This is a genomic window from Variovorax sp. Soil_C_26, from assembly GCF_057657075.1.
Map to the genome: position 1 here is coordinate 321,168 of NZ_JBDGJC010000003.1, position 16,474 is coordinate 337,641.

The following is a 16,474-nucleotide window of genomic DNA, read 5'->3' on the forward strand; positions in this document are numbered from 1 at the left end:
TGACGTCGGGCCTCGACCGCTCAGCGTTCGATCAGGAGGTCGGACGCTTCATCTGGCACGTGGTGGGCGTGCTGGCCACGTAGGCCTCGTAGAACTTGACGGGTGCCAGCGTGTAGCCGGTGTTCTCGGGGCTGTACGGGTTCTTGGCGTCGGCCTTCTGCCAGCGCGTGATCCACAGGCCCTGCTGCAGCTGGTGGTCGGCCTTGCGCATCTCGACGTCGCCGTTGAAGCTCTTGAACTTCATGCCTTCCATCGCGGCGGCCACCTTGACCGGGTCGGTCGACTTGCTGCGCACGAAGGCTTCGCTGAGCATGGCGTACACCGTGTAGACGGCGGTGGTGTACATGTCGTCGTTGAACTTCTTCTTGAACTCGTTCATCAGCGGCTGGACCGGTCCCGGCGCGTTGTAGTGGCTGTAGCCCACCTGGTAGACCTTGCCGTCCGAGGCCGCGCCCATGGCGGTCGGCGTGCCGTTGGTGACGGCGTAGTAGGTATAGAACTTGACGTTCAGGCCCGAGTCGTTGGCCGCCTTGATGAGCAGCGCCAAGTCGGAGCCCCAGTTGCCGGTGATGACCGAGTCGGCGCCGGAGGCCTTGATCTTGGCGATGTACGGCGAGAAGTCGCGCACCTGCGCGAGCGGATGCAGGTCGTCGCCGACGATCTCGACGTCGGGGCGCTTGGTCTTGAGGTTGTCCTTGGCGAACTTGGATACCTGCTGGCCGTGCGAGTAGTTCTGGTTGAGCAGGTAGACCTTCTTGATCTCGGGCTGCTCCTTCATGAAGGTGGTCAGCGCTTCCATCTTCATGGAGGTGTCGGCGTCGAGCCGGAAGTGCCAGTAGCTGCACTTGCTGTTGGTCAGGTCGGGGTCGACGGCCGCGTAGTTGATGTAGACCATCTCCTTGCCCGGGTTGCGGGCGTTGTGCTTTTCGAGCGCATCGATGATCGCGAGCGCCGGGCCGGAGCCGTTGCCCTGCACCACGTAGCGTGCACCCTGGTCCATGGCCGAGCGCAGCGCGGCGGTGGTTTCCTGCGGGCTCAGCTTGTTGTCGATGCCGATGATCTCGAACTTCACGCCGGCGGCGTTCTTCTTGTTGAACTCCTCGGCCAGGAACTGGAAGGTCTTGAGCTGGTTGGTGCCCACCGCGGCCATGAGGCCCGACAGCGGATCGAGCCAGGCGATCTTCACGGTTTCGCCCTTCTGGGCCAGGGCGCCGGTGGCGGCGGCTGTGAGGATGGCTGCAGTAGCGAATTTCAGAGCGAATTTCACGATCTATATCTCCTGGTCAAAACCGTTTTGAAAGCTGCACGAGCGTACAAGCGTTTAGGGCCCCTCCCCTCAGGGAATGCCCGTAAGAAGCCGGCCGCAGGGCCCGTTTTCTATCGCGCAGGCGACACTGAAAAACCAAGGGATGCTACCCGCGGGTAGGCATTTCCTACCCACGGGTAGAACCCGACTCGCGCATCCTCAGGGACGCTTCATCTGGCAGGTGGTCGGCGTGCTCGCGACGTACGCCTCGTAGTGCTTCACGGGCGCCAGCGTGTAGCCCGTGTTCTCGGCGTCGTAGGGGAACTTGCCGCCGGCCTTCTGCCAACGGGTGATGAAGAGCCCCTGCTGCAGCTGGTGGTCGGCCTTGCGCATCTCGACCTCGCCGTTGAAGCTCTTGAACTTCATGCCCTCCATCGTGGCCGCGACCTTCACGGGATCGGTGGTTCGAGCCTTCGCGAAGGCGGTGTCGAGCATCGCGAACGCGGTGTAGATCGAGGTCTGCACCATGTCGTCGCCCATCTTCTTCTTGAACTCGCCCATCAGGCGCTGGATCTCGCCGCCCATGTTGTAGTGGCCGTAGCCGACGGCGTAGACCCGACCGTCGGAGCCGGCGCCCATGGCAGTCGGCGCACCGGTGCCGTAGGCGTAGTAGGTGAAGAACTTGATGTTCAGGCCCGAGTCGTTGGCCGACTTGAGAAGCAGTGCCAGGTCGGAACCCCAGTTGCCGGTGATGACCGAGTCGGCGCCGGAGGCCTTGATCTTGGCGATGTACGGCGAGAAGTCGCGCACCTGCGCGAGCGGGTGCAGGTCGTCGCCGACGATCTCGATGTCGGGGCGCTTGGCCTTGAGACCTTCCTTGGCGAACTTCGAGACCTGCTGGCCGTGCGAATAGTTCTGCCCGAGGATGTACACCTTCTTGATGTCCGGCTGCTCCTTCATGAAGGTGGTCAGCGCCTCCATCTTCATGGAGGTGTCGGCGTCGAGCCGGAAGTGCCAGTAGCTGCACTTGCTGTTGGTCAGGTCGGGGTCGACGGCCGCGTAGTTGATGTAGACCATCTCCTTGCCCGGGTTGCGGGCGTTGTTCTTCTCGATCGCATCCATGATCGCGAGCGCCGGGCCCGAGCCATTGCCCTGCAGCACGTAGCGCGCACCCTGGTCCATGGCCGAGCGCAGTGCGGCGGTGGTTTCCTGCGGGCTCAGCTTGTTGTCGATGGCGATCAGCTCGAACTTCACGCCCGACGCGTTCTTCTTGTTGAATTCCTCGACGAGCAGCTGCGTGGTCTTGAGCTGGTTGGTGCCCACCGCCGCCATGAGGCCGGAGAGCGGATCGAGCCAGGCGACCTTCACGGTCTCGCCCTTCTGGGCGAACGCGGCCGTCGCGGCAAGCAGGATGGCGCAGGAGGCAGCTGAGTGGATCGCAGGATGCATGACAAGGTCTCCGTTTGAGGGTGAGGCCGCAGGGTACAAGCGCGCTTTTCGCCGCCGCACAGGGAATGCCCGCAAGCCGGGCCGCAAACCCGGCCCCGCTATCGCACGCGCGACACCTGTGCGCTCAACCCATAGGCAGCTTGTAGTCCTTCAACATTTCGCGCAGCCGGGTCTTGAGGATCTTGCCGGTGGCGCCGATCGGGATCGCCTCGACGAACACCACGTCGTCGGGAACCTGCCACTTGGCGGTCTTGCCTTCGTAGAAACCAAGCAGCTCCTCGCGCGTGACCTCGGTGTTGGGCTTCCTGACCACCGCGATGATCGGTCGCTCGTCCCACTTTGGGTGTGCCACGCCGATGCAGGCGGCCATGGCCACGGCCGGATGCGCGACGGCGATGTTCTCGATCTCGATCGAGCTGATCCATTCGCCGCCCGACTTGATCACGTCCTTGCTGCGGTCGGTGATCTGCAGGAAGCCGTCGGGATCGATGGTGGCGACGTCACCGGTCGGGAACCAGCCGCGCCCCTGCGCGTCGGGCACGAGCGGATTGCCGCCCTCGCCCTTGAAGTATTCCTTCACGACCCATGGCCCCTTGACGAGCAGGTCGCCGAAGGCCTTGCCGTCCCAGGGCAGCTCCTTGCCGTCGCCGTCGACGATCTTCATGTCGACGCCGAAGATCGCGCGGCCCTGCTTCTGGCGAATGGCGACCTGCGCCTCGGCGGGCATGGCCAGGTGCTTGTTCTTGAGCGTGCACAGCGTGCCGAGCGGGCTCATCTCGGTCATGCCCCAGGCATGCAGCACCTCGACCTTGTAGAGGTCCTGGAACGCGCGGATCATGGCCGGCGGGCAGGCCGAGCCGCCGATCACGGTGCGCTCCAGGGTCGAGAACTTCAGGTCGTTGGCCTGCATGTGGCCGAGCATCATCTGCCACACGGTGGGCACGCCGGCGGCAAAGGTGACGCCTTCGGACTCGATGAGTTCGAACACCGATTTGCCGTCGAGCGCCGGGCCGGGGAACACGATCTTGGCGCCGACGAGCGCGGCCGAATACGGAATGCCCCAGGCGTTGACGTGGAACATCGGCACCACCGGCAGCACCGCATCGCGCGCCGAGATGCGCATCACGTCGGGCAGCGCCGCGGCGTAGGCGTGCAGCAGCGTGGAGCGGTGGCTGTAGAGCGCGGCCTTCGGGTTGCCGGTGGTGCCGCTCGTGTAGCACATGCTCGAAGCCGAGTTCTCGTCGAAGCTCGGCCAGTCGTAGTCGTTCGAATGGCCGCCGATCCAGTCCTCGTAGCTCACGAGGCCCGGGATGCCGCTGTCGGCCGGCAGCCTGTCGGCGTCGCACAGCGCAACCCACTTGCGCACCGTGCTGCACTTGGCATGCACCGCCTGCACCAGCGGCAGGAAGCTCAGGTCGAAGCAGAGGATCTGGTCTTCGGCATGGTTGGCGATCCAGGCGATCTGGTCGGGATGCAGGCGCGGATTGATGGTGTGCAGCACCCGCCCGGTGCCGCTCACGCCGTAGTACAGCTCGAGGTGGCGGTAGCCGTTCCAGGCCAGGGTCGCGACCCGGTCGCTGAAGAGCAGCTGCTCGCCGTCGAGCGCGTTGGCGACCTGCCGAGAACGCGATGCGATCTGGCTCCACGAACTCTGGTGGACATCGCCCTCGACCCGCCGCGAGACGATCTCGGCGTCGCCATGGTGGCGCTCGGCGAACTCGATCAGCGACGAGATCAAAAGCGGTTGGTCTTGCATCAAACCCAGCATCTACAGGCTCCTTCTTTCAGCGATTTCAGCGGTTTCGAACATGAGGGGATTCACGCAATCTTTGTGCGTTCGCACAATGCCAGAAACCCGCACTGCGCGGACACGCTGCTGTCACATGCGCGGCCTGTCTACCGAAAGGTAGGACGCCCTCGAATGCTGAGGCCCCCCGGCGCAAGGGGTCTCGCACTCTGCCGGACAATCCATTCATGACGCCCACGAGCCAGCCTGCCGGTGCAACCGGCAGCACCGACACACTCGCCTCCTCCTCCTACCACGCCGCCCACACTGCCGACCTGGGCCTGACATGGGTGCCCGGCTTTGCCACGCTGGGGCCGCGCTTCTTCACCGCGCTGCAGCCCACGCCGTTGGTGTCCCCGACGCCGCCGTACTGGGTTGGCCACAGCGAGCGCGTCGCGCGCGAGCTCGGCCTGCCCGAGGGCTGGCGCACCAGCGCGGCGCTCGAGGCGCTGACCGGCAACATCCCGGTGGCAGGCACGGCGCCGTTCGCCACGGTGTACAGCGGCCACCAGTTCGGCGTGTGGGCCGGCCAGCTCGGCGACGGCCGCGCCATCATGCTCGGCGAAACCGCGGGCGGGCTCGAAGTCCAGTTCAAGGGCGCCGGGCGCACGCCCTACTCGCGCATGGGCGACGGCCGCGCGGTGCTGCGTTCGAGCATCCGCGAATTCCTCTGCAGCGAGGCGATGCACGGTCTGGGCATTCCAACCACCCGGGCCTTGTGCGTCACCGGCTCCGATGCGCGCGTGCGCCGCGAAGAGATAGAGACCGCCGCCGTCGTGACCCGCGTGGCGCCGAGCTTCATCCGCTTCGGTCACTTCGAGCACTTTGCCGCCAACCAGCAGCACGATGCCCTGCGGGCGCTGGCCGACTACGTGATCGACCGCTACTACCCGGCCTGCCGCGGCACCGACCGTTTCGGCGGCAACGCCTATGCGGCCTTCCTCGAGGCCGTGAGCGAGCGCACCGCCGCGCTGCTTGCGCAGTGGCAGGCCGTGGGCTTCTGCCATGGCGTGATGAACACCGACAACATGAGCATCCTCGGGCTCACCATCGACTACGGGCCGTTCCAGTTTCTCGACGGCTTCGATCCGCGCCACATCTGCAACCACAGCGACACCGAAGGCCGCTACGCCTTCAACCAGCAGCCCAACGTGGCTTACTGGAACCTGTTCTGCCTCGCCCAGGCGCTGCTGCCGCTGATCGGCGACGAAGAGACTGCGGTGGCCGCGCTCGCGTCGTACAAGACGGTGTTCCCGGCCGCGTTCGAGCAGCGCATGGGCGCCAAGCTCGGCATCGGCGTGCCGGCCGGCGACGACCGCGCGCTGATCGAGGGCATGCTGAAGCTGCTGGCCGCGGAAAAGGTCGACTACACGATCTTCTGGCGCCGGCTGTCGCACGCCATGGCCGACGGCAGCGCCGAGCCGGTGCGCGACCTGTTCCTCGACCGCGCGGGCTTCGACGCCTGGATGCTATCCTTTCGGGAGCGGCACGGGCAGAACACCGGGCCGGCGGCGGCCGATTCGATGCTGCAGGCGAACCCCAAGTTCGTGCTCAGGAACCACCTGGGCCAGCAGGCCATCGAAGCGGCAGCACAGAAGGACTTCTCGGGCGTGGCCACCTTGCTGAGCCTGCTCGAGACCCCATTTGACGAACATCCCGGCTTCGACGACTACGCCGGGTTCCCGCCCGACTGGGCCTCCACGATCGAGATCAGCTGTTCATCATGACCACTCCCACCGACAAGACCGACGCCGAATGGAAAGCCCTGCTCGCTGAAAAGGGCGCCGAGCCCGCGGCCTTCGAGGTCACGCGCCATGCAGCCACCGAACGCCCCTTCACCGGCAAGTACGAGGCGCATTGGGACGACGGCACCTACCACTGCATCTGCTGCGGCGCGAAGCTGTTCGAGTCGACGACCAAGTTCGACGCCGGCTGCGGCTGGCCCAGCTTTTCGGAAGCGGCCGTGCCCGGCGCTATCCGCAATATCGTCGACCGTTCGCACGGCATGGTGCGCACCGAGAACGTATGCGCCCAATGCGGCGCCCACCTGGGCCACGTGTTTCCCGACGGACCCACCGAAACCGGCCTGCGCTACTGCATGAACTCGGCGTCGCTCGATTTCCAGAAGAAATAATGAAACTGCTGCTCGACTTCTTTCCGATCCTGCTGTTCTTCGGCGCCTACAAGCTGGGCGACATCTACACGGCCACCGGCGTGCTGATGGCTGCCACGGTGGTGCAGATGGCCGTCATCTACGCCATGGAACGCAAACTGCAGGCGATGCAGAAGGCCACGCTGGTGTTGATCCTATTGTTCGGCACGCTGACACTGGTGCTGCACGACGACCGCTTCATCAAGTGGAAGCCGACGGTGCTCTACGGTGCGATGGCAATCGCGCTCGCGGTGGCGCTCTGGGCATTGCGCAAGAACTTTCTCAAGATGCTGCTGGGCGCACAGCTGCAGCTGCCCGACAACATCTGGCAACGCCTGAACGTGGCGTGGATCGGCTATTGCCTCTTCATGGCGGTGGTCAACGGCTACGTGGCGGCCTACTTCAGCACCGAGGCCTGGGTCGAGTTCAAGCTCTGGGGCTACATCTTCCCGTTGGTCTTCCTGGTGGCGCAGGGGCTCTACATCTCGCCGCATCTCAAGAACGACGACAAGCCCGCCGCATGAATGCCGCGAACGTCACCGCCGACGGTCACCCGCCGCCGACCGTCCATGAGCTCGAGGCGGCGCTGCGCAAGGCGCTCGACCCCACCGTGCTCGAGGTCATCGACGAAAGCGCCGCCCACGCGGGCCACGCCGGCGCCAACGCCGAAGGCCGCGGCACCCATTTCCGGGTTCGCATCGCCTCCCCGCGCTTCGAAGGAAAGCCCCGGGTGGCGCGCCATCGCCTTGTGTATGATGCCCTCCAGATTTTCATCGCGCAGGGCCTGCACGCCATCGCCATCGAGGTGCTTTGAGTCGTCTTTCCGGTCCCTCACGCCGCACTTTTCTTCACGCGCCCGTTCTGTCGTTCGAGCGCACTTCCCCTCCAGCTGATACTCATTCCATGAAAAAACAACTCTTGCAGGCCCTCGCGGCCGCAGCGCTGATCGGTGCCATTCCCATGGCGGCAGTGGCACAGAACGCAGCCATCGTCAACGGCAAGCCGGTGCCCAAGGCGCGCATGGACGTGCTGGCCCAGCAGCTGGCCGCCGCCGGCCGCCCCGTCACACCCGAAATGCAGAGCCAGCTGCGCGAAGAGATCGTCGCGCGTGAAGTCTTCATGCAGGAAGCGCAGAAGCAGGGCCTCGACGCCACCGACGACTACAAGAACCAGCTCGAACTGGCCCGCCAGGCCATCCTGATCCGCGCGCTGTTCGAAAACCACCGCAAGACAAACGCGGTGTCCGACGCCGAAGTGAAGGCCGAGTACGACAAGTTCGTGGCGGCCAACGGCGGCAAGGAGTACAAGGCACGCCACATCCTGGTCGAGAACGAAGACCAGGCCAAGAAGATCCTGGCCGACCTCAAGAAGGGCGGCAAGTTCGAGGACATCGCCAAGAAGCAGAGCAAGGACCCGGGATCGGGCGCCAACGGCGGCGACCTCGACTGGGCCAACCCCGCGAGCTTCGTGCCCGAGTTCTCGGAAGCCATGATCAAGCTCAAGAAGGGCGAGACCACGGCCGCGCCCGTGAAGACCCAGTTCGGCTATCACATCATCCGCATCGACGACATCCGCCAGGCCCAGCTGCCGACGATGGAAGAAGTGAAGCCGCAGATCACGCAGCAGCTGCAGCAGCAGCGCCTGCAGAAGTACCAGGAAGAACTGCGCGCGAAGGCGAAGATCGAATAAGACGCGGCGTCGCGCTGCTTAAACTTAAAGGCGGCCCGTGGGCCGCTTTTTTCATTTTCAAGACTCAATCCATGCACCAAGCCGCTACCCGTGTGTCGAGAATCTCCATCCTGCTCGTGACGGCTGTGGCCGCATGCACGGCCGCCATGGCACAGCCTTCCAACTGGGTGCCGTTGCCGGGTGTCGGCTTCGGCAAGGACGTGACCGCCATCCAGTTCGACCCGAGGGGACTGATCGATGTCGCCAACCACAACGCGGACGACGATCGCCCCTACCCGGTGGCACTGGTGCTGGTGGATTTTTCCCGCGAACGCGACAGCGGCATGCTGGGGAGCTACCGGTCGACGGTTGACACGGTGGCCGTCGACTGCGCCGGCCGACGAGCGCAGAACCTGCAGAAGCGCCTGTACGCGCAGGCCGGCGGCAAGGAGCGCACCGCCATCATGGGCACGCTGGCGCTGTGGAAATGGGATCCGGAACAGGCAACCCATCCGGCGCTGGCCCGTCCACTCTTGGCCCAGGTCTGCAAGAGCTAGCCGACCCAATTCCGGGCGTTGCGCCAGATCTGCATCCAGGGGCTGAAGTCGTTCTTGCCGCCCGCGGTCCAGCTCATCTGGATATTGCGGAACACCCGTTCCGGGTGCGGCATCACCGCCGTAAATCGGCCGTCGGCCGTGGTGACCGAGGTCAGGCCACCGGCGCTGCCGTTCGGATTGAACGGGTACTGCTCGGTCGGCTGGCCGTGGTTGTCGACATAGCGCATCGCGGCGATGGCCTTCGTGGCGTCGCCGCGGTGCTTGAAGTTGGCATAGCCCTCGCCGTGCGCCACCGCGATCGGCAGGCGCGCGCCGGCCATGCCTGCGAAGAAGAGGCTCGGCGATTCGAGCACCTCGACCATCGACAGCCGCGCCTCGAAGCGCTCGCTCTGGTTCGTGGTGAAGCGCGGCCAGGCCTCGGCGCCCGGGATGATGTCAGCCAGCTCGGCAAACATCTGGCAGCCGTTGCACACGCCCAGGCCGAAGGTGTCGGCGCGTCCGAAGAAGCCCTTGAACTGCTCGGCGAGCCGGGGGTTGAAGGTGATGCTGCGCGCCCAGCCGATGCCCGCGCCCAGCGTGTCGCCGTAGCTGAAGCCGCCGCAGGCGACCACGCCCTTGAACTGCGACAGGTCGGCCCGGCCCGTCTGCAGGTCGGTCATGTGCACGTCGAAGGCGTCGAAGCCGGCGTCGGTGAAGGCATAGGCCATTTCGACGTGCGAGTTGACGCCCTGCTCGCGCAGGATGGCGACCTTGGGGCGCGACTGGAGGATGGCGGGCGCATTGGCGGCGCCGCCCTCACCCCTGCCCTCTCCCGGAGGGAGAGGGAGAAATACATGCAGGCCGGGGTCAGACGGATCGCCGGCCGCGGCATGCTCGGCATCGGCACAGGCGGGGTTGTCGCGCTCGCGCGCGATCTTCCAGCTCACTGCATCCCACACCTGGTGCAGATCGGCCAGCGTGGCGCTGAAGACCGGCTTGGCATCGCGCCAGATCTCGAGCTTGCCCTTGCCGGCCTCGATTTCCGAACTCGCAGGCCGGGTCTTGCCGACGAAATGGCTGTGGGCGCTGAGGCCATGGGCGCGCAGCACCTGCATCACGTCGTTGCGCTCGGCGGTGCGCACCTGCAGCACCATGCCGAGCTCCTCGTTGAAGAGCGCCTTGAGCGTGAGCTCCTCGCGCCGCGCGCTGACCTGCTGCGCCCAGTTCTTGGCGTCGCCGGTCTCCATGCGGCTGTCGGAGATGCCGTCGCCTTCGGTGACCAGCATGTCGACGTTGAGCGCCACGCCGACGTGGCCGGCAAAGGCCATCTCGCAGGCCGTGGCAAACAGCCCGCCGTCGCTGCGGTCGTGCATCGCGAGAATCTTGCCGTCGGCACGCAGCGCGTTCACGGCCTTGACCAGCGCGACGAGCTGCGCCGGATCGTCGAGGTCGGGCACCCGGTCGCCCGTCTGGCCCAGCGTCTGCGCGAGGATGCTGCCGGCCATGCGATGCTGGCCGCGGCCGAGGTCGATCAGCACCAGCGTGGTGTCGGGCTCTTCGGCATCGAGCTGCGGCGTGAGCGTGCCGCGCACGTCCTCGAGCGTGGCGAACGCGGTCACGATCAGGCTCACGGGCGAGGTCACCTTGCGCGCCTCGCCGCCGTCGTTCCATTGCGTGCGCATCGACAGCGAATCCTTGCCGACGGGGATCGACACGCCCAGCGCCGGGCACAGCTCGAGGCCCACCGCCTTCACGGTCTCATACAGCGCGGCGTCCTCGCCGGGTTCGCCGCAGGCCGCCATCCAGTTGGCCGACAGCTTGACGCGCGACAGCTCGATCGGCGCGGCCAGCAGGTTGGTGATGGCCTCGGCCACCGCCATGCGGCCCGAGGCCGGCGCATCGAGCGCGGCCAGCGGCGTGCGCTCGCCCATGCTCATGGCCTCGCCCGCAAATCCCTTGTAATCGGCCAGCGTCACCGCGCAGTCGGCCACGGGCACCTGCCACGGGCCGACCATCTGGTCGCGGTGGCTCAATCCGCCGACGGTGCGGTCGCCGATGGTGATGAGGAAGCGCTTGGACGCCACGGTCGGGTGCGATAGCACGTCGATCGCGGCCTTCTGCAGGTCGACGCCCGTGAGCTCGAGCGGCTTGAACGTGCGGGCGACGGTCTTCACGTCGCGGTGCATCTTCGGCGGCTTGCCGAGCAAAACATCCATCGGCATGTCGACCGGCTGAACCTCGGCCCCCTCGTCCGCCACGACCAGTTGGCGCTCCTCGGTCGCCACGCCAACCACCGCGAACGGGCAGCGCTCGCGCTCGCAGAAGGCCTTGAACTGTTCGAGCGACTCGGGCGCGATTGCCAGCACATAACGCTCCTGGCTCTCGTTGCACCAGATTTCCTTCGGCGCCATGCCCGATTCCTCGAGCGGCACGGCGCGCAGGTCGAAGCGCGCGCCGCGGCCGGCGTCGTTGGTGAGCTCGGGGAACGCATTGCTCAGGCCGCCCGCGCCGACGTCGTGGATCGCAAGGATCGGATTGGCGGCGCCCTGCTGCCAGCAGTGGTTGATGACCTCCTGCGCACGGCGCTCGATCTCCGGGTTGCCGCGCTGCACCGAGTCGAAGTCGAGCTCGGCCGCATTGGCGCCGGTGGCCATCGAGCTGGCGGCGCTGCCGCCCATGCCGATGCGCATGCCGGGGCCGCCGAGCTGGATCAGGAGCGAGCCGGCCGGGAACAGGATCTTCTTCGTCTGCGTGGCGTCGATGCTGCCGAGGCCGCCCGCGATCATGATCGGCTTGTGGTAGCCGCGCTGCACGGTGTCGACGTCGCTGGCCACCGCCTGCTCGTACTCGCGGAAATAGCCGAGCAGGTTGGGCCGGCCGAATTCGTTGTTGAACGCGGCGCCGCCGAGCGGGCCCTCGGTCATGATCTGCAGCGGGCTCGCGATGTGCTCGGGCTTGCCATAGTGGCCCGCTTCGGGCCAGAGCTTCGAGACGGTGAAGCCGGTCAGGCCCGCCTTGGGCTTGGAGCCGCGGCCGGTGGCGCCCTCGTCGCGGATCTCGCCGCCGGCGCCGGTGGAAGCGCCCGGAAACGGGGAAATGGCGGTCGGATGGTTGTGCGTCTCGACCTTCATCAGCACGTGGCTCAGGGCGCTGTCCTTGCGGTAGTTCTGCGAGCCCTGTTCGGGCACGAAGCGCTCGATCGTCGAGCCTTCCATGATCGAGGCGTTGTCCGCGTAGGCCACCACGGTGTGCTGCGGGTTCTGCCGCTCGGTGTGGCGGATCATCGAGAACAGGCTCTGCGGCTGCGCCACCCCGTCGATGGTGAAGTCGGCGTTGAAGATCTTGTGGCGGCAGTGCTCGCTGTTGGCCTGGGCAAACATCATCAGCTCGACGTCGCTCGGGTTGCGCCCGAGCCGCGTGAAGGCCTCGACGAGGTAATCGATCTCGTCCTCGGCGAGCGCGAGCCCGAAGCCGGTGTTGGCCGCCACCAGCGCCGCGCGGCCGCCGCCCTGCACATCGACCAGCGCCATCGGCTGGGCCGGCAGTTCGCTGAACAGGCCCGCCGCCTGCTCGACGGTGGCGAGCACCGATTCGGTCATGCGGTCGTGCAGCGGCGCGGCCACGGCGGCGAGCGCATCGCCGTCGAGCACCGGGGCCTTGCCGATCAGCGGCGCCTTGAGCTTCAGGTGGTATTGCGTGACCCGTTCGACGCGGCGCAGCGCCAGGCCGCAGTTGTGGGCGATGTCGGTGGCCTTGGAAGCCCAGGGCGAGACGGTGCCCAGGCGCGGCGTGACGACCACCGACGCACCGGCCTTGGACGCCGGCGCCTCGTAGGGTTCGCCGTAGGCCAGCAGCGCCGCAAAGCGCTCGCGGGCCGCGGTGTCGAGCGAGGCGTCGGTCACCACGAGGTGCACGAAGCGCGCCGAAATGCCCTCGATGCGCGGATCGATGGCCGCAAGCTTCGGCAGCAGCTGCCGCGCACGGAAATCGCTGAGTGCGCTGCCGCCCTCGAACATGGTTACGACGGGAAGGGCTTGGGGTGCGGGCTGCGTCACGGTCGAATGGTGGCCTCGAGGGCCGCGTTGGAGGTCAGGATCGAGCGGATGGCCGCTGACTGGGGTCATCCGCGTTAACCCGGAATTTTAGCCGGGGCCGATGGGATAATTCGGGCCATGAGCATTACCTATAAAGACGCGGCGGGCATCGAGGCCATGCGCGTCGCCTGCCGCCTGGCCTCCGAGGTGCTGGACTACCTCACCCCCTTCGTCAAGCCCGGGGTCACCACGAACGAAATCGACCGGTTGGCCGCCGAGTACATGGTCAAGCAGGGCACCACCTCGGCCACGGTGGGCTACATGGGCGCGAGCAGCGTGCCGTTCCCGAAGTCGCTCTGCACCTCGGTGAACCACGTGGTCTGCCACGGCATTCCCAATGAAAAGCCCTTGAAGAAGGGCGACATCATGAACATCGACGTCACCGTCATCAAGGACGGCTGGTTCGGCGACAACAGCCGAATGTTCGTGGTCGGCGACGCCTCCATCGCGGCCAAGCGCCTGTGCTCGCTCACCTTCGAAGCGATGTGGCACGGCATCCTGCAGGTGCGCCCCGGCGCCCACCTCGGCGACATCGGCCATGCGATCCAGAAGTTTGCCGAAGGGCACGGCTTCTCGGTGGTGCGCGAATTCTGCGGCCACGGCGTCGGCCAGCGCTTCCACGAGGAACCGCAGGTGCTGCACTACGGCCGCCCCGGCACCCTCGAAGAACTCAAGCCCGGCATGATCTTCACGATCGAACCGATGATCAACGCCGGCCGGCGCGAGGTGAAAGAAGACTTCAAGGGCGGCCAGTACGACGGCTGGACCATCGTCACGCGCGACCGTTCGCTGTCGGCGCAATGGGAGCACACGGTGCTGGTCACCGAGACGGGCTACGAGGTGCTGACGCTGTCCGAAGGCAGCCCGCCCCTGCCCTCGTTCGTCGCCGCCACCAAGACCTGACCCGCCAGAGCGCACCCCGGCCGTGATCGAACCCGCCAAGCTCGACGTCGCCACGCTGCGCGAGAACTATCGCGCCAGGAAGCTGGCGCTCTTCGACACCCTGCGCTTCGCACGCGCGCCGACGCGCAGCGTGCATGCCGTGCTGCGGCAGCTGTCGGCGCTGGCCGACCGCACGCTCTGCACGCTCTGGAACGAGGCTGGCTTCGGCAACGCGCTGGCGCTGGTCGCGGTCGGCGGCTTCGGCCGCGGCGAGCTGTTTCCGTATTCTGACGTCGACGTGCTGCTGCTGCTGCCGCCCGACGGGCAGGACAGCGGCGTCGAGCCGTCGCGCATCGAGGCTTTCATCGGCCACTGCTGGGACGCGGGCCTCGAGATCGGTTCGAGCGTGCGCACGCTCGACGAGTGCCTGGCCGAGGCCGAGAAAGACGTCACGGTCCAGACCTCGCTGCTCGAGGCGCGGCTCGTCACCGGCGACCGGAAGCTCTTCACCACCTTCTGCGGCCGCTTCACCGGGGCGATCGATCCGCAGGCGTTCTTCATGGCCAAGTCGCAGGAAATGCGCCATCGGCACCAGAAGTACGACAACACGCCCTATGCGCTGGAGCCCAACTGCAAGGAATCGCCGGGCGGCCTGCGCGACCTGCAGACCATCCTCTGGATGACCAGGGCCGCCGGTTTCGGCAGCCGCTGGGACGACTTGGCGAAGAACGGTCTCGCGACCCCGTTCGAGGCACAGCAGATCAAGCGCAACGAAGCCCTGCTCTCGCTGATCCGCGCGCGGCTGCACGTGATCGCCAACCGGCGCGAGGACCGGCTGGTGTTCGACCTGCAGACCGCCGTGGCGGCCACTTTCGGCTACGAAGGCGAGTCGCAGCGCAAGGCGAGCGAGGCGCTGATGCGGCGCTACTACTGGGCGGCCAAGGCGGTGTCGCAGCTCAACCAGATCCTGCTGCTGAACATCGCCGAGCGGTTGCAGCCGGCCGACGAGCAGCACACGCCGATCAACGAACGCTTCTACGAGCGCGCGGGCCTGATCGAGATCGCGAGCGACGACCTCTACGAGCGCGAGCCGCATGCCGTGCTCGAGACCTTCCTGCTCTACCAGAAGACCATCGGCGTGAAGGGCCTGTCGGCACGCACGCTGCGCGCGCTCTACAACGCACGCCACGTCATGGACAGCCGGTTCCGCAACGATCCGGCGAACCACCAGACCTTCATGCGCATCCTGCAGCAGCCCTACGGCATCACGCATGCGTTCAGGCTGATGAACCAGACTTCGGTGCTGGGGCGCTACCTGCGGGTGTTCCGCAGCATCGTGGGCCAGATGCAGCACGACCTGTTCCATGTGTACACGGTCGACCAGCACATCCTGATGGTGCTGCGCAACGTGCGGCGCTTCTTCATCGCCGAGCACGCGCACGAGTACCCGTTCTGCTCGCAGCTGGCCGCGGGCTGGGACAAGCCCTGGATCCTCTACGTGGCGGCGCTGTTCCACGATATCGCCAAGGGCCGTGGCGGCGACCATTCGACGCTGGGTGCCCGCGACGTGCAGCGCTTCTGCCGCCAGCACGGCATTGCGCGCGAGGACGCGAAGCTGATCGAGTTCCTGGTGGCCGAGCACCTCGTGATGAGCCAGGTGGCGCAGAAGCAGGACCTCGGCGACCCCGACGTGATCGGCGCCTTCGCCAAGCGCGTGGGCAACGAGCGCTACCTCACGGCGCTCTACCTGCTGACGGTGGCCGACATTCGCGGCACTTCGCCGCGCGTGTGGAATGCCTGGAAGGGCAAGCTGCTCGAAGACCTCTACCGCTACACCCTGCGCGCACTCGGCGGACGCATGCCCGACCCCGACGCGGAGGTCGAATCGCGCAAGCGCGAGGCGCTGGTGCAGCTCGCGCTGCACGCCCAGCCCTTCGAGGCGCACAAGGCGCTGTGGGACACGCTCGACGTGCGCTACTTCATGCGCCACGACGCCAGCGAGATCGCCTGGCACGCCAAGCAGCTGTCGCGCTTCGTGCCGCCGGCGAAAGTACCGGTCGACCCGAAGGCGCCGCCGATCGTTCGGACGCGGCTGTCGCCGGTGGGAGAAGGCCTGCAGGTGGTGGTCTACACGCCCGACCAGCCCGACCTGTTCGCACGCATCTGCGGCTATTTCGACCAGTCGTCGTTCAGCATCCTCGATGCCAAGGTCCACACCACGACCAACGGCTACGCGCTCGACACCTTCCAGATCGTGAACGCCTTCGTGCCCGATCACTACCGCGACCTGATCAACATGGTCGAGGCCGGCCTCGGCCAGACGCTCACCCAGGCCGGCGATCTCCCCGCGCCGAGCGTGGGACGGGTGTCGCGGCGCGTGCGCAGCTTCCCGATCAAGCCGCGCATCAGCCTGCTGCCCGACGACAAGGCGCAGCGCTGGCTGCTCAACATCTCGGCCAGCGACCGCGCCGGGCTGCTCTACTCGGTGGCACGCGTGCTCGCGCGCCACCACCTGAACCTGCAGCTCGCCAAGATCACGACGCTCGGCGAACGCGTGGAGGACACCTTTCTGATCAGCGGCCCCGAACTGCAGGGCCAGAAGACGCAGCTCGCGATCGAGACCGAGCTCATGGACGCCCTGGAATCCTGAAACGCCGCGCG

The 16,474-nt window shown here is 66.5% G+C and carries 12 protein-coding genes; 8 read left to right on the forward strand and 4 right to left on the reverse strand.

Features of this window, described 5'->3' with window-relative positions; genetic code table 11:
• Positions 1 to 31: 31 nt before the first annotated feature.
• The 3 genes from AC3A6G_RS11015 to AC3A6G_RS11025 form a co-directional block, all read right to left on the reverse strand.
• Positions 32 to 1,267 carry a branched-chain amino acid ABC transporter substrate-binding protein gene (locus tag AC3A6G_RS11015; protein WP_487859041.1) on the reverse strand — a complete coding sequence of 412 codons (1,236 nt, stop codon included), beginning with the start codon at positions 1,265 to 1,267 and terminating at the stop codon, positions 32 to 34.
• A 198-nt stretch (positions 1,268 to 1,465) separates the two neighbouring features.
• Positions 1,466 to 2,695 (reverse strand): branched-chain amino acid ABC transporter substrate-binding protein, encoded by a 1,230-nt coding sequence (locus tag AC3A6G_RS11020; RefSeq protein WP_487859040.1) that lies wholly within the window; start codon positions 2,693 to 2,695, stop codon positions 1,466 to 1,468.
• A gap of 124 nt (positions 2,696 to 2,819) precedes the next feature.
• Positions 2,820 to 4,463, reverse strand: a complete 1,644-nt coding sequence (locus tag AC3A6G_RS11025; protein ID WP_487859039.1) for a 3-(methylthio)propionyl-CoA ligase — start codon at positions 4,461 to 4,463, stop codon at positions 2,820 to 2,822.
• Between the two features lie 206 nt (positions 4,464 to 4,669).
• Between AC3A6G_RS11025 and AC3A6G_RS11030 the strand changes: the two genes are divergently transcribed.
• The 6 genes from AC3A6G_RS11030 to AC3A6G_RS11055 all read left to right on the forward strand — a co-directional run bounded on the left by AC3A6G_RS11030 (position 4,670) and on the right by AC3A6G_RS11055 (position 8,858).
• On the forward strand, positions 4,670 to 6,208 hold the full coding sequence (locus AC3A6G_RS11030; RefSeq protein ID WP_487873616.1) for a protein adenylyltransferase SelO: 1,539 nt from the start codon (positions 4,670 to 4,672) through the stop codon (positions 6,206 to 6,208).
• The gene (gene msrB, locus AC3A6G_RS11035; protein WP_487859037.1) at positions 6,205 to 6,615 is read left to right on the forward strand and encodes a peptide-methionine (R)-S-oxide reductase MsrB; all 411 of its coding nucleotides are present in this window, start codon (positions 6,205 to 6,207) and stop codon (positions 6,613 to 6,615) included. Before AC3A6G_RS11030 ends, msrB begins: the two co-directional genes overlap by 4 nt.
• Positions 6,615 to 7,157, forward strand: coding sequence for a septation protein A (locus AC3A6G_RS11040; protein WP_487859036.1), 543 nt, complete (start codon positions 6,615 to 6,617; stop codon positions 7,155 to 7,157). Before msrB ends, AC3A6G_RS11040 begins: the two co-directional genes overlap by 1 nt.
• Positions 7,154 to 7,447, forward strand: coding sequence for a BolA family protein (locus AC3A6G_RS11045; RefSeq protein WP_487859035.1), 294 nt, complete (start codon positions 7,154 to 7,156; stop codon positions 7,445 to 7,447). Before AC3A6G_RS11040 ends, AC3A6G_RS11045 begins: the two co-directional genes overlap by 4 nt.
• A gap of 89 nt (positions 7,448 to 7,536) precedes the next feature.
• The gene (locus AC3A6G_RS11050; RefSeq protein ID WP_487873617.1) at positions 7,537 to 8,322 is read left to right on the forward strand and encodes a peptidylprolyl isomerase; all 786 of its coding nucleotides are present in this window, start codon (positions 7,537 to 7,539) and stop codon (positions 8,320 to 8,322) included.
• 71 nt (positions 8,323 to 8,393) lie between these two features.
• Entirely contained in the window at positions 8,394 to 8,858 is a 465-nt protein-coding gene (locus tag AC3A6G_RS11055; RefSeq protein ID WP_487859033.1) for a hypothetical protein, read from the forward strand.
• On the opposite strand, the gene purL is transcribed toward AC3A6G_RS11055, so the two are convergent.
• Entirely contained in the window at positions 8,855 to 12,853 is a 3,999-nt protein-coding gene (gene purL, locus AC3A6G_RS11060; protein WP_487873767.1) for a phosphoribosylformylglycinamidine synthase, read from the reverse strand. The genes AC3A6G_RS11055 and purL overlap by 4 nt on opposite strands.
• A gap of 156 nt (positions 12,854 to 13,009) precedes the next feature.
• Here purL and map point away from each other — a divergent pair, with 156 nt between their 5' ends.
• Both map and AC3A6G_RS11070 read left to right on the forward strand, forming a co-directional pair.
• On the forward strand, positions 13,010 to 13,834 hold the full coding sequence (gene map, locus AC3A6G_RS11065) for a type I methionyl aminopeptidase (RefSeq protein ID WP_487859032.1): 825 nt from the start codon (positions 13,010 to 13,012) through the stop codon (positions 13,832 to 13,834).
• A 22-nt stretch (positions 13,835 to 13,856) separates the two neighbouring features.
• A complete protein-coding gene (locus AC3A6G_RS11070; protein WP_487873618.1) occupies positions 13,857 to 16,463 on the forward strand; it encodes a [protein-PII] uridylyltransferase in 2,607 nt (868 codons plus the stop codon).
• Positions 16,464 to 16,474 lie beyond the last annotated feature (11 nt).

Coding starts and splice junctions, on each gene's coding strand:
- AC3A6G_RS11020 (WP_487859040.1), bottom strand. CDS start 2,695: ATGCATCCTGCGATCCACTCAGCTGCCTCCTGCGCCATCCTGCTTGCC.
- AC3A6G_RS11025 (WP_487859039.1), bottom strand. CDS start 4,463: ATGCTGGGTTTGATGCAAGACCAACCGCTTTTGATCTCGTCGCTGATC.
- AC3A6G_RS11030 (WP_487873616.1), top strand. CDS start 4,670: ATGACGCCCACGAGCCAGCCTGCCGGTGCAACCGGCAGCACCGACACA.
- msrB (WP_487859037.1), top strand. CDS start 6,205: ATGACCACTCCCACCGACAAGACCGACGCCGAATGGAAAGCCCTGCTC.
- AC3A6G_RS11040 (WP_487859036.1), top strand. CDS start 6,615: ATGAAACTGCTGCTCGACTTCTTTCCGATCCTGCTGTTCTTCGGCGCC.
- AC3A6G_RS11045 (WP_487859035.1), top strand. CDS start 7,154: ATGAATGCCGCGAACGTCACCGCCGACGGTCACCCGCCGCCGACCGTC.
- AC3A6G_RS11050 (WP_487873617.1), top strand. CDS start 7,537: ATGAAAAAACAACTCTTGCAGGCCCTCGCGGCCGCAGCGCTGATCGGT.
- AC3A6G_RS11055 (WP_487859033.1), top strand. CDS start 8,394: ATGCACCAAGCCGCTACCCGTGTGTCGAGAATCTCCATCCTGCTCGTG.
- purL (WP_487873767.1), bottom strand. CDS start 12,853: ATGTTCGAGGGCGGCAGCGCACTCAGCGATTTCCGTGCGCGGCAGCTG.
- map (WP_487859032.1), top strand. CDS start 13,010: ATGAGCATTACCTATAAAGACGCGGCGGGCATCGAGGCCATGCGCGTC.